Genomic DNA, 12,655 nt, shown 5'->3' with positions numbered 1-12,655 from the left:
CGGTAAAGCCCGGGTCCGGCCCGGGCACAGGCTTTTATTTGTCGCTCCACGCCTTAAGGTTCGCGTCGCGCGTTTGCAGCTTTTGCGCCGGCGTCAGTGTGTTATAACCCTGTGCCAGCCCGCTTTCCCAGTCGCCGTAAAGCGGGTTCGGCAGGATAATAAACTGGGTGCCAAACAGGCGATGGTTCTGATTCACGAAGGCGCGGCGCTGGGCGTTGCCCTGATGGTAAGTGGCGGTGCCGTAGTCGTTAAGGTTATCGCCGATATAAAGCACTACGTTGTAGCCTTCCGCACGGATGGCATCAAAACGCGCCTGTTTGTTGGAGCTGTCGGTTTTCAGCCTTAGCGTTTTGTCATTTACGCCGGTAAAGCCCAGCCGCTTCAGATTATCCGCCGTGGCAGCGGCGTCCTGACCGTCGCGGTTTGAGACGTAAAACATCGTGCCGCCGTGGCTGTTAACGTAGTTGGCAAACTCTACCGCGCCCGGTATCGCCGTCGCCTGACGCGCCTGAGTCCACGCGGACCAGGTTTTATCGTCAAACGGCTGGTTAGCCTTTACCTGCCAGGCGCTGTAGGCGCTGTTATCAATCATCGTTTCATCCAGATCGACGATCACCGCTTTTGGCTTGCCGGTCAGTGACGCGGCATGGTCGAAGGCAAGCGTGGCAAAGTTAAACGCCTGCCAGGCCAGCGCCTGGTACTCTCCCGACTGCTGGAACCAGTTTAACGCCATCACCGACTGCTGATTAAGCCGATCGGCGGCATCCTGCTGTTGGCTGGCGCAGCCGGACAGCGTCAGGGCGACCAGCAGGGCGGCCCCGGTTAAACCTGTTCTGTTAATCTTCATTCTCACTGGCGTTTCCCTGTCTGAAAGTTTAAGAAGGAGGGGTGAAATAACGCCTTAAAATGTCGCATTTCACGCATAATGTGAAGAGATTGTTCTCCTGCTGGCTACCGATAAGGAAACCCTATGACCCCCGTCTGGCACTCACCGCTGCTTTCGTCCTTCGACTGGCTCGATCACGCCTTCCTGCCCGCCGGAGAGCGGCCCCAGGCGAATGCCATCTACAATCTCCAGCGCCATACCGCCGTGGTGGTGCCCGACAGCGACGCGCTGCCGGTAAAAAGTCGCGAAGCGGATGCGCTGATCGCTACCGGAACGCGTCCGGTGGCCGTATACACCGCCGACTGCCTGCCCATTCTGATTGCCGATACCCGCCAGCGCCAGGTTGCCGCCGTCCACGCGGGCCTGAACGGCGCGCTGAAGGGGGTGCTGATCAATACCCTTCGTCGCCTGTGTGAACAGGGCGCCAGGCCGGAAAGCCTGTTTATGGCGATTGGCCCGGCCATCGGCCCCTGCTGCTATGAGCTGGGAGAGGATCTGATTGCCCGTACGGCGAAGGAAAACCCGCACGGCCTTGCGCCGCTGCTGCCCTTCTCCCCTCTGCAGCCTGCCAACCCCCACGCGCGGCGTGCTCAGGCCGCAGGGACCACCCAGGGGGTCTGGTTTGACCTGCCGCTGCTGGCAAAACGCATGGCGATGCGCGAAGGCGTACCGGAAGCGCAGATCGAGTTAAGTCAGATCTGCACCTACTGTATGGCGGAAGAGCAGGCGAGCTATCGCCGCAATAGCCACTTTCATCATGGCTATGAACAGCGATTTTCGTGGATCTCACGACGACAGGCGTCAGGAAATGGCGGATTTAGCGAAGCTTAACCGAACGCAGTATGACGAATTTCTGATGTGAGGCGACGGTGGTGCAGTTGCCGAACAGCTTTTTCATCTTGCGGTAGTAGTCCAGGTGACGATTGCCGACCACACGCAGTTCACCGCCGTACTGCAGGCAGCGACGGGCGTCGCGAAACATCTGCCAGGCAATGTGATCGGTCAGGGTGTTCTGCTGGTGAAACGGCGGGTTACACAGCACCGCATGCAGACGGTCGGAGGGGAATCCGGCCAGCGCATTATTGACGGCAAAATGACAGCGGGTCAGGTCGTCCGGACGGTTGGTCGCGACATTAAGCTGGCTTGAGGCGACCGCCATATAAGACTCGTCAATAAAATGCATTTCAGCCGCGGGATTCTGCGCCAGCGCCGTCAGACCAATTACGCCATTACCGCAGCCAAGGTCTGCCATCTCACCCTCAACGTTTTCCGGTAAATGCGCCATAAAGAAACGCGCACCCACGTCCAGACCGCTGCGGGCAAAGACGTTCGCGTGGTTGTGGATCTGATAATCGGTGCCCTCCAGCGGCCAGACGTGGGTCACGTCTCCTTCGGCCAGCGGCGGCAGATCGGGCGTACAGAATACCAGGCGCGCTTTTTTCACCGCCAGCGAGGTGGTGGTTGGCCCCAGCACCCGTTCAAACAGCTGCAGGGTCGAAGTGTGAATATCCTTCGCTCTGGCCGCGGCGATCACCTGCGTGTCAGGGGTAACCACGCTGCGCAGGGCGCGTAGCTGCTGCTCCAGCAGGGCCAGCGTCCTGGGGATTTTAATCAGCACGCGGGCGGGCGCCGCAGGCAAGGGTGACAGACTGTCCAGCAGGCGCACTTCGCCTTCATCCATCCCGTTCAGCGAGAGGTTTTGCCGCGTCGCCTGCTGACTGATATAAGAATCGCTGACGCTGTACAGGTCATCGCCCTGTAAGGCGCAGGCCAGCGTCCCGAAGGTATCGTTAAACAGGATGGTGGGGCCACCGATCGCTGAGTTCTCAAGGTGTTTCAGCAGATATTCATCTGCGGCGTCCCAGGCCTGCAGCGGACTCTCTTCGCGCATCTGGGGAAAACGATGCAGCGTCAGCGTGCGGTGGCTCAGTTCGAGTTGGCTCATGGGATCTCCGGCGTGGTAAAATTCTCGCGATTTATCCCCTAAAACGGGCCGACAGTAAACGTTTTTCTTGCAGGAGCAGCCATGTCATTGATTTATCTTCAGGGGTATCCCGAGTCGCTGCTGGCACAGGTTCGCCAGCTGATCGCTGAGCAGCGGCTGGGGGAGGTCCTGCGCAAGCGCTATCCTGAGGGGCACGCCATCACCAGCGACCGCGCGCTCTATGACTACGCGCTGACGCTAAAAACCCAGGCGCTGCGCAACGCGCCCCCGCTCAACAAGGTGATTTACGACAGTAAAATAAAGGTGATGAAGCATGCGCTTGGGCTGCATACCGCCATCTCCCGGGTTCAGGGCGGTAAGCTAAAAGCTAAGGCCGAGATTCGCGTCGCCACAATATTTAAACAGGCACCTGAGGCTTTCCTGCGAATGATCGTGGTCCATGAGCTGGCGCATATAAAAGAGAAGGATCATAACAAGAGTTTCTACCAGCTCTGCTGCCATATGGAGCCGCAGTATCACCAGCTGGAGTTTGACACCCGGCTATGGCTTACCGAACAGGCGCTGCGTGGCCGGGAGAGCTAAAGCGCTGTTCTGAACAGGGCTACAGGTGTGGGAATACGGTAATTCTGTATTTAAACCACACCGTTACGCTATTCCTCTTTTTTTAAATGGTACTACAGGGCACCTAAATAAATATAAATTCCGCTATATAATTCTCTTAAGCGCTTTATCAACTAACGTTAAATAATTTTTTTCATAATTATCTTTGGGACATTAATTTATCAGAATCATTCAGTTATGTGCTATAAAATAAGAGCATTCCTAAGCGACGCGCTAATTAAAAACAAATTACAAGTTGTTACATTTGAAAGGCCAATTAAACTCGCGCCATGAGCATTTCTTGCTAAAGTTAAAAACGTGCAGGACGTTATACCGAAGCGGTGAATTAAATACGCGTTCAGCCCGATGGCGAATTTTTAAATATTCTCACTAAGGTTAACCATATGGGAAATAAAAACGAGCCGCTGGATGAATACGCTGAAGGCGTAGATAAAATGCAGCTGGCTGAAGAGCAGGTGAAAATCTCTAAAGAACGCAGCGTCGACGCGAGGTACCGCATACATCGCACGACACACGTCAGTGAAGAGCGACTTGAAGCCGAGCTGTCGCACGATGAAGTCGACATTCGACATGTCGCCATCAATCAGGTGCTGGGTGAAAACGATTCACCGCAGGTTCGTCAGGAAGGGGATGTACTTATTATTCCCGTCATTGAGGAACAGGTAGAAATTGTCCGTCGAAACGTGCTTAAGGAAGAAATTCATATCCATAAGCGCAGCAAAACAGAAAATTTCAGGCAGAGCATTACTCTGCGTAATCAGGAAGTCACTATCGAGAAAGAAGAAACCTGATTTAATCAATCTACGAGGATCCATTTATGTCACATGAAAAAATCGTAACCGCATTCAACCAACTTCAACAGGCAGAAGCGGCGAAAGAAAAATTGATCGTCGAAGGTATTGCTGAAAAAAATATCGATATTATTTCAGGTAAAAGATTACAGGTCGAAGATAAAGAGATTCGCCATCCAAGCTTCTGGCAGCGTCTGTTTGGTACGGATGTTGATGATAACTATGCAACCGAGTACAGCAAAGCGCTGCGCTCCGGCGGCGTCCTGCTGACGGTAAAAGTACCAAAAGACCAGGCCGACCATATTGAGCATGAGCTGAGCGCCTTTGCAGCCGACTACTCTTCGCTGTCCACCCACCGTGGCGCGCTGACCGGCGGCGAATTTGCCGGAGAAACTAATGACCTCGGTACGACGCCTGGCTCGCTCTCTTCTACTGCTACCGCGCAGACCCCCATCGCCACGCCAGCGGGTAAAGGTCCTGAAACCGACCGCGATGCGCTGAAGCTTGCGGAAGAAGAAGTGGCCATTGGTAAACGTCAGGTCAGCGATGGTTCCGTTCGCCTTCGTCGTTACACGGTAGAAGACGAAGTATCAGAAGACGTTTCACTGTACGATCAGCACGCTGAAGTTTTCCGTCGCGCAGTCGATGAGCCTGCCTATCTGAACGACGTTGACTGGTCTGATAAAACCATTGAGGTTGAAGAGTCCCATGAGATCCCAACCATCGAGAAGACCACGCGTGTGAAAGAAGAAGTCGGTCTTCGCGGTGAAGAAACTGCGCGTACCGAAACCGTTAAGGACAGCGTACGTCGTCAGGAAGTGGAAGTTGAGCACGATAAAGAAACGCGTCTTAACACCCCGCCAGTCGATAAGAAATTTTAAGCAGCCCTACCCCGCGCCCCTCGCGGGGTAGTGAAGACTGATGAAAACAGTGCGCCGCTTCCTTTGGGAGCGCGCACATTGTTATCAGATAACGGCGACGCCGCCGGTGATGGCAATCGTCGCGCCAGAAATGTAGCTGGCTTCGTCACTGGCCAGCATCACCTACGGCGCGGCCAGTTCAGCGGTTCAGCGGTTCAGCGGTTCAGCGGTTCAGCGGTTTAATCTTTATATAAATCATGCTCTCTCAACCGTTTACGGTGGAAATGCTGCAGAGTCATTCCGCCGGGTTCAGAGTAGCCAACAATGTTGCGAATCGCTTTGTTAAGGGCGCGCATCTCATCGTTGATCACTGCCCTTCTGTTTTGCTCAAGATAGCGCACCTCCTCAGGCTTTTTACTCAGGGCTGCGGTTAGGACAATATGCTGGGAAAGCACCTTTTTCATTTTGATTTTCGATAAAGTCATAAAACAGCTTTCCCATTTACGATATTTTATGCTGACAGCTTCCAGATAAGTAACGATAAAACTTCACTTGCCGAAAGAGGGCGTGATCGCTCATTTTCTGCAAAGTCTGCTCTGTTTAACGGATGTGCGATAATTCAGTTCAGTGCTTAAGCAGCAAAAAGGGATAAAGTTCTCTGCGACAGCCCCTGAAAGCTGACGGCTGATGAGGCAGGTCAGCTTCAGAAGAGGAGAAAAGGAAGCGCTTCTGGACGGAAAGGAACAGAAGGGGCTGCGCCGGCTCAGCCTGCAGTGATAAACTGCCCCGGCGGTGATCAGCAGGCTTAAAGAAACGCCTCCGCCTTCTGGATCAGGCTGGTTTTGGTCAGCGCGCCGAGATATTTCCGTTCCTGTGGATTATTCAGCACCGGCAGCCGTTCCAGCGTAACCCGGGCAAAGGCCTCCCATCCCTGGGTAATGGTCTGGTTTTCATAAACGGTGGGAAAGCTGGCATCCACTACGCAGCTAACCGGTGATTCCAGCGTGATCTCTTTATCCAGAACCTTATGGGAAATATCGTGAATAGAGACGGCTCCCATAAACTGCCCGCTGTCATTGATAACGTAGACAAATCGCTCACGCTTTAGCGTGCTGACCGCCAGCGCCTTGCCCACCGGATCCTCAGGCTTTAGCGCCGCGCCGGAGACGATAAACTGTGAGATAATGCCGTTGTCGAAATCGAACTTCGCATCCGAACGGCTAAAGTGGTTTTTAACCACCGGATAGGTGCTGGTAACCTGGAGTCGGTAAGCCGTCATGGTCGCCAGCACGCAGGCGATCATCGTCGGGAACAGCAGGCTGCTGTTGAGGGTCATCTCCAGCACCATCAGCATCGCCATCAGGGGAGCCTGACTTACTGAGGCCAGTACCGCCCCCATGCCGACAGCGGCAAAAATCACCGGATCGCTGACCGGAAAACCTGCCAGCCTCGCCAGCATCGCCACCAGTACACCAAGAACCGCACCCGTTAACAGCGACGGAGTAAACAGGCCGCCCACGGCGTTAGATCCGACCGATATGGCGGTAGCGAGCATTTTCAGCACCAGCAAAATCACCAGCCCTTTAATCATAAAGCCACCGGCCATGATCGCCACAATCACTTCATAGCCATTACCGAGAATGGCCGGGGTGGCTATCGCCATCGCTCCAACAATCAGCCCACCCAGCCCCAGCCGCAGCGGCAGGCTTGCCACCCGGCTGAAGCGCTGTCGACTCTGCTGGATCAGCCAAATCATCCCGCCGCCCACCAGCCCGGCCAGCAAGCCTACCACGACGGTCAGCAGCATATTTCCGGGCGTCAGGTCAAACTGAGCGTGTGAGAAAGGATAGATGGCCGAGCGGTAGCCCAGCGTCCAGAGGGTAAGTACCGCCACGCCGGAGGAGATAATCAGCGGAATAAGCCGCTGTAGCGCCGAAATGCCAAATGCGATCTCCGCCACGAAAATCGCCGACGCCAGCGGCGCATGATAAACTGAGGAGAGGCCAGCGGCGGCGGCCATCGCCACAATGTCACTGTTTCTTAATGCCAGCCGCGGAAAGCAGAAGCGGCCCATCAGGCTACCCGCCAGCGCCGAGAGCTGGACCATTGGCCCCTCTTTACCAATGGATGCACCGCTGCCAATACTGGCGATCGAGGAGAGCGCGCGGAACAGCGATGTTTTCGTGGGTACGGCATCCAGCCTGGCGTTAATCACTTCCAGATAGTCGGTGCGCACCGTTTCTTTTTTCTCAATAGCCGTGGCGTAGCGCAGGAAAAATCCGGCTAACAGGCCGCCGACGCCCACGATCAGCGGCCAGAGGTAAGCCGGATAAACGGCAATAGCCTGGGTGACATCCTGCTTACTGCCAAACAGCAGCGAGTTGATGAGTTCAATGACCAGTCTGAACCCCAGCGTCACCAGCGTGGCGGCAAACCCTACCGGGATGGCGACCAGTATGCTGGTCCAGTTAAGCGCGTGTCCGCTGCCCGTCTTAAGTACGTGTCTGCTGCCCGTCGTCATAAGTCTCGTTTATCCCCTGCTCCGCCTTCAGCCCTTATCGTGGGAGAGGTGACGGCAAAAATCAAACCCTCCTCGGCTCAATGCGCCTGCCGCCGCCAGGTGATTCTGTAAATATGTCTAAATATGACTGAAGAGTGTTGACCTTTCTGTCACGGTTCCTTATCGTCTGCCTCAGCAAAGGGGAGTAACTTCATTGCCGGCTAATCGTCAATACGGTGCGTACGCACCCGGTTACCGGGCATCCAGGATCCCATCCTGTGTTGTAAGTGAGACCTTGCCGTAAGGCGAGGTTTGCATACAGCAAAAATACTGTGGCTGACGTCGTCCAACGTTGGCCATTTTTATTTTATACAGGATACCGCGCTATGCACACCATGGGCACACCGCTTCTCTGGGGCTGCTTCGCCGCCATCGTATTGATTATGCTTGCCATCGACCTGTTTCTCCAGGGCCGACGCGGCGCACAAACCATGACCTTCAAACAGGCAGCCGTCTGGTCACTTATCTGGGTGACCGTTTCGCTGTTATTCAGCGCCGCGCTCTGGGCTTATTTGCAGGCAACCGCCGGACCTGATGTGGCACATCGCCAGACACTGGCTTTTCTGACCGGTTACGTGCTGGAAAAAGCGCTGGCCGTGGATAACGTCTTCGTCTGGCTGATGCTGTTCAGCTACTTCGCCATTCCCCCCGCATTGCAGCGGCGAGTGCTGATTTACGGCGTGCTTGGCGCGATTATCCTGCGCACCCTGATGATTTTTGCCGGCAGCTGGCTGGTGACCGAATTTAGCTGGGTGCTCTACCTCTTCGGCGCCTTTCTGCTGTTTACCGGGGTTAAGATGGCTCTCCCGGGTAAAGAGGACGACCAACCGGCGGGAGAGAAGCCGCTGATTCGCTGGCTGCGTGGTCACCTGCGCATGACGGAGGGACTGGAGGGCGAGAAGTTCTTTATCCGTCGTCAGGGATTACTGTATGCCACACCGCTGCTGCTGGCATTAATCATGGTTGAAATCAGCGATGTGATCTTCGCCGCAGACAGCATTCCGGCCATTTTCGCGGTTACCACCGACCCCTTTATCGTGCTGACCTCCAACCTTTTCGCCATTCTGGGCCTTCGCGCCATGTATTTCCTGCTCGCTAACGTGGCGGAGCGCTTTTCCATGCTGAAGTATGGCCTGGCGGTAGTGCTGGTATTTATCGGCATCAAAATGCTGATTGTCGATTTCTACCACATTCCGGTGGCGGCCTCGCTGGCGACGGTCGGCGGGATTCTGACAGTAACGCTGCTGATCAACGCCTGGATTAACCAGCGCAGTCGTCGCAAAGCGGGATAATCATCCGGAATGGCAGGATCACTTTTCACTTCCCCTGCCATGACATTTCCTTATACTCCTCAGCGCAAACTCGAGAATGCCGCTATGTTCAGCGCAGACGACGCTGACGCGCATCAGGATCACACTACTAAGCTGGTTGTTTAATATGAATATGGGAAAAGAACGCGCGGGGATACTCCAGCGCCTGATGCAGGGAAGTCTGGTTACACAGATTATGATCGGCCTGTTCGCGGGAATGGCGCTGGCGTGGTTTTCGAAGGAGAATGCGCTGGCAGCAGGTCTGTTTGGCGAGCTGTTCGTTAGCGCGCTTAAGGCCGTCGCCCCCATTCTGGTGATGGTGCTGGTGATCGCCTCGATTGCGAACCATCAGCAGGGGCAAAAAACCAATATCCGCCCCATTATTGTACTTTATCTGCTGAGCACTTTCTTTGCCGCCGTCGTGGCAGTCGTCTTTAGCCACCTGTTTCCACAAACGCTGACGCTGGCCGACCAGGGGCAGACCATCGCCCCGCCCTCCGGCATTCTTGCCGTGCTGCACAGCCTGCTGATGAGCATGGTGGCTAACCCCATTGATGCGCTGATGCACGCCAACTACATCGGCATACTGGTCTGGGCCATCGGTCTTGGCTTTGCCTTTCGCCACAGCAGCGATACCACGCGCGCCTTTCTTAACGATGCCTCAGAGGCCGTTACCGGGCTGGTGCGCATCGTCATCCGCTTTGCACCGCTGGGGATTTTTGGCCTGGTCGCTTCGATCCTCGCCTCGACCGGCTTTGCGGCACTGTGGAATTATGCCCACCTGCTGGCGCTGCTGTTGGGCTGTATGCTGCTGATGGCACTGGTGTTTAACCCGCTGCTGGTCTGGTGGAAAATCCGCCGCAATCCTTATCCTCTGGTATTTACCTGCCTGCGCGAAAGCGGCGTGACCGCGTTCTTCACCCGCAGCTCAGCGGCCAATATTCCGGTAAATATGGCCCTGGCGAAAAGGCTCCAGCTGGATGAGGACACCTATACCGTTTCTATTCCTATTGGGGCGAATATCAGCATGGCTGGCGCCTCCATTACCATTACCGTGCTGACGCTGGCAGCGGTCCATACGCTGGGGATCCACGTTGATAGCGGAACGGCTATTCTGCTTAGCCTGGTCGCATCAATATGTGCCTGTGGCGCATCCGGCGTGGCAGGGGGATCTCTACTGCTGATCCCGGTGGCCTGTAATATGTTCGGTATTCCTAACGATGTTGCCATGCAGGTGGTGGCCGTCGGCTTCATTATTGGCGTGCTACAGGATTCTGCCGAAACGGCGCTGAACTCCTCCGCCGATATTCTGTTTACCGCCGCCGCCTGCATGGCAGAAGATCGGCGGGAACAGCAAAAAAGCCTTTAATCTCGCCAGCGCGGTCGGGTATCTGTCCCGACCGCTTCACCTCTTTCGCATCAACCTGGCACGCGCCACGTAAGAGACTCTTCTTAAGTGTCAGTCTGTGTAAAGCGCCTTTCCGCTCACCGCCCGCCCCTGTAAAACATTCTGGCAAAGAGTTTATGCTGTCTCACCTGTCGGGATTTTGTTACATTTAGCGGCATTTCCTTACTTACCGTAAGGGGCGCGATGCCTTATCCCCTGCCAGGTTTCGGAGATTTTTGGCTTTGTTTAGCTCAGTTACGTACTCACTATTATACTAATAAGCTCCTTGTGACGGACACCGCCCGAACACGGCTAACAATGATGTTCAGGAATACCTTATGGATATTTTTAAAGCACTGATACAGGCTCTCTGGCAACAGGATTATAATTCGCTGGCCGATCCGACGCTGGTATGGGCAATCTACGCGGTGCTGTTTATGATTTTATTCCTTGAGAATGGCCTGCTTCCCGCGGCGTTCCTGCCGGGCGACAGCCTGCTGATTCTGGTTGGGGTGCTGATCGCTAAGGGCACCATGACCTTCCCCATGACGTTGTTTATTCTGACCACTGCCGCCAGCCTGGGGTGCTGGGTGAGCTATATTCAGGGCCGGTGGCTGGGCAATACGGCGACCGTACAAAAGTGGCTGTCGCATCTTCCCGCTCAGTACCATCAGCGTGCGCACAGCCTGTTTCATCGCCACGGCCTTTCCGCGCTGCTGGTTGGCCGCTTTATCGCCTTTGTCCGCACGCTGCTGCCCACCATTGCTGGCCTGTCCGGCCTGAGCAATGCGCGCTTTCAGCTATTTAACTGGCTGAGCGGGCTGCTGTGGGTCTTAATCCTCACCGTGACAGGCTTCGCGCTCGGCAAAACGCCACTTTTTCTAAAATACGAAGATCAGCTGATGTTCTGTCTGATGCTGCTGCCCCTGGTGCTGCTGGTTTTCGGACTGGCAGGATCGCTGTACGTGTTGTGGCGGAAAAAAACTTGCTCTGATGCTAATAAGGGATAATCCGGATGCGCAAATTTCTCAGATCCTGCGCGACTACGCGGATAGTTTCGATACTTTTATTGGGCGCGGCTGCGCTGGTGGCGATCTTTTTTCTGCCCACGCTGTTTCAAAGCGAAAGTGCGCTACAAATCCGCGCTTCACGGCAGGGCATTACGCTGCCCGATGGCTTCTACGTTTATCAGCGGCTCAATGCGGAGGGCATACATATCAAAAGTATTACCCCGGATAACAATGCATTATTGATAAAATTTGACTCCGTTGAGCAAAGTAATGCTGCGGAAAAGGTGCTCCATGAGCTGTTGCCCTATGGTTTCAGTATTGGCCGGCCAGACGCGCCGGGCACAAGTGAATGGATGCGCCGCCTCAGCCAGAATAAACAGGCCGTTGGCTAACATTTACACCCTGTCTCCGGCAATTTTTGCAGTCTATCTCTAAGAATATTCTCTCTTTTTGAGCTTTTCAGGATTTCTGACTATGCTTACTAAGCCAGACTCACCCGGATAGCCATGACGGGAGCATAGGTGTCGTTTCTGCGGCACCAAAATTAGAAAGGAAAATCTGATATGAAATACCGCACGATTCTCGGCTTAAGCCTGTTAACTCTGACCACTTTCTCACATGCGGCTGTCTCACTTTGCCAGCAAAAAGAGCAGGCTATTCAGCATGAGATCGATCTGGCCCGCCAGCACGACAATCAACGTCGCGTAAACGGACTGGAACGGGCTCTGACTGAAGCCCGCGCTGGCTGCACGGATGAAAAACTGAAATCGCTCCATCAGGAGAAGATCAAAGAACATCAGCAGAAAGTGGAAGAGCGGCAGAAAGAGCTGGATAAAGAAAAGGCGGATGGCGATGACCGTAAAAAAATTACCCGGCGTGAACAGAAACTGGCAGAAGCAAAGCGCGAATTAAAGGAAGTTCAGGCGGCTCGCTATTAAGCGCTGCATGACTCTCACAACAAAATTTAAAGGAGTTTGTTATGTCTAAAGACACCACATCTGAGCATCTGCGTGCCGAACTGAAAACCCTGGCGGATACGCTGGAAGAAGTTCTGAGCCATACTGGCGAAAAATCTAAATCCGAACTGGATAAGCTTCGCAGCAAAGCGCAGAGTGCGTTAAAAGATACGCGTGCGCGTCTTGGCGACTCCGGCGAGCGTATTGCACAGACCTCACGTGAAGTAGCCGATCAGGCCGACGTTTACGTGCGTGAAAATCCATGGACCAGCGTGGGTATCGGTGCCGCAATCGGTGTGGTGCTCGGTGTCCTGCTGACGCGTCGTTAA

14 protein-coding genes are annotated in these 12,655 nt (G+C 54.6%); 10 read left to right on the top strand and 4 right to left on the bottom strand.

What is annotated here, in order from left to right; genetic code table 11:
- Nucleotides 1-34 precede the first annotated feature (34 nt).
- Nucleotides 35-847, bottom strand: coding sequence for a 5'-nucleotidase, lipoprotein e(P4) family (locus ACLRGG_RS09670; RefSeq protein ID WP_416249544.1), 813 nt, complete (start codon nucleotides 845-847; stop codon nucleotides 35-37).
- 123 nt (nucleotides 848-970) lie between these two features.
- Here ACLRGG_RS09670 and ACLRGG_RS09665 point away from each other — a divergent pair, with 123 nt between their 5' ends.
- Entirely contained in the window at nucleotides 971-1,717 is a 747-nt protein-coding gene (locus ACLRGG_RS09665; RefSeq protein ID WP_416249543.1) for a purine nucleoside phosphorylase YfiH/LACC1 family protein, read from the top strand.
- Here the strand turns inward: ACLRGG_RS09665 and rlmG are convergent.
- Entirely contained in the window at nucleotides 1,704-2,831 is a 1,128-nt protein-coding gene (rlmG, locus tag ACLRGG_RS09660; RefSeq protein WP_416249542.1) for a 23S rRNA (guanine(1835)-N(2))-methyltransferase RlmG, read from the bottom strand. The genes ACLRGG_RS09665 and rlmG overlap by 14 nt on opposite strands.
- An 81-nt stretch (nucleotides 2,832-2,912) precedes the next feature.
- On the opposite strand from rlmG, the gene ACLRGG_RS09655 reads away from it, so the two are divergent.
- The 3 genes from ACLRGG_RS09655 (at nucleotide 2,913) to ACLRGG_RS09645 (ending at nucleotide 5,124) form a co-directional block, all read left to right on the top strand.
- Nucleotides 2,913-3,413: a M48 metallopeptidase family protein gene (locus ACLRGG_RS09655; protein ID WP_416249540.1), complete on the top strand. Its 501-nt coding sequence runs from the start codon at nucleotides 2,913-2,915 to the stop codon at nucleotides 3,411-3,413.
- A gap of 422 nt (nucleotides 3,414-3,835) precedes the next feature.
- Nucleotides 3,836-4,243, top strand: a complete 408-nt coding sequence (locus ACLRGG_RS09650; RefSeq protein ID WP_416249539.1) for a YsnF/AvaK domain-containing protein — start codon at nucleotides 3,836-3,838, stop codon at nucleotides 4,241-4,243.
- Between the two features lie 26 nt (nucleotides 4,244-4,269).
- Nucleotides 4,270-5,124 carry a YsnF/AvaK domain-containing protein gene (locus ACLRGG_RS09645; RefSeq protein ID WP_416249538.1) on the top strand — a complete coding sequence of 285 codons (855 nt, stop codon included), beginning with the start codon at nucleotides 4,270-4,272 and terminating at the stop codon, nucleotides 5,122-5,124.
- Between the two features lie 218 nt (nucleotides 5,125-5,342).
- On the opposite strand, the gene ACLRGG_RS09640 is transcribed toward ACLRGG_RS09645, so the two are convergent.
- Nucleotides 5,343-5,567 carry a hypothetical protein gene (locus ACLRGG_RS09640; protein WP_416249537.1) on the bottom strand — a complete coding sequence of 75 codons (225 nt, stop codon included), beginning with the start codon at nucleotides 5,565-5,567 and terminating at the stop codon, nucleotides 5,343-5,345.
- 341 nt (nucleotides 5,568-5,908) lie between these two features.
- Nucleotides 5,909-7,624 (bottom strand): chloride channel protein, encoded by a 1,716-nt coding sequence (locus ACLRGG_RS09635; RefSeq protein WP_416249536.1) that lies wholly within the window; start codon nucleotides 7,622-7,624, stop codon nucleotides 5,909-5,911.
- A gap of 365 nt (nucleotides 7,625-7,989) precedes the next feature.
- On the opposite strand from ACLRGG_RS09635, the gene ACLRGG_RS09630 reads away from it, so the two are divergent.
- The 6 genes from ACLRGG_RS09630 to ACLRGG_RS09605 all read left to right on the top strand — a co-directional run bounded on the left by ACLRGG_RS09630 (nucleotide 7,990) and on the right by ACLRGG_RS09605 (nucleotide 12,655).
- Nucleotides 7,990-8,955: a TerC family protein gene (locus ACLRGG_RS09630; RefSeq protein WP_416249535.1), complete on the top strand. Its 966-nt coding sequence runs from the start codon at nucleotides 7,990-7,992 to the stop codon at nucleotides 8,953-8,955.
- Nucleotides 8,956-9,106: 151 nt separating this feature from the next.
- Nucleotides 9,107-10,342, top strand: a complete 1,236-nt coding sequence (gene sstT, locus ACLRGG_RS09625) for a serine/threonine transporter SstT (RefSeq protein ID WP_416249598.1) — start codon at nucleotides 9,107-9,109, stop codon at nucleotides 10,340-10,342.
- A 356-nt stretch (nucleotides 10,343-10,698) separates the two neighbouring features.
- Nucleotides 10,699-11,370, top strand: a complete 672-nt coding sequence (locus tag ACLRGG_RS09620) for a DedA family protein (RefSeq protein ID WP_416249533.1) — start codon at nucleotides 10,699-10,701, stop codon at nucleotides 11,368-11,370.
- Between the two features lie 5 nt (nucleotides 11,371-11,375).
- The gene (mzrA, locus tag ACLRGG_RS09615) at nucleotides 11,376-11,762 is read left to right on the top strand and encodes an EnvZ/OmpR regulon moderator MzrA (protein ID WP_416249532.1); all 387 of its coding nucleotides are present in this window, start codon (nucleotides 11,376-11,378) and stop codon (nucleotides 11,760-11,762) included.
- Between the two features lie 171 nt (nucleotides 11,763-11,933).
- Nucleotides 11,934-12,308 carry a DUF1090 domain-containing protein gene (locus tag ACLRGG_RS09610; protein ID WP_416249531.1) on the top strand — a complete coding sequence of 125 codons (375 nt, stop codon included), beginning with the start codon at nucleotides 11,934-11,936 and terminating at the stop codon, nucleotides 12,306-12,308.
- 41 nt (nucleotides 12,309-12,349) lie between these two features.
- Nucleotides 12,350-12,655 carry an ElaB/YgaM/YqjD family protein gene (locus tag ACLRGG_RS09605; protein WP_067704006.1) on the top strand — a complete coding sequence of 102 codons (306 nt, stop codon included), beginning with the start codon at nucleotides 12,350-12,352 and terminating at the stop codon, nucleotides 12,653-12,655.

The organism is Erwinia sp. PPS120, assembly GCF_047918655.1.
Classification (GTDB): Bacteria; Pseudomonadota; Gammaproteobacteria; order Enterobacterales; family Enterobacteriaceae; genus Erwinia; species Erwinia tasmaniensis_A.
This window is presented reverse-complemented; position numbering and strand designations above follow the sequence as displayed.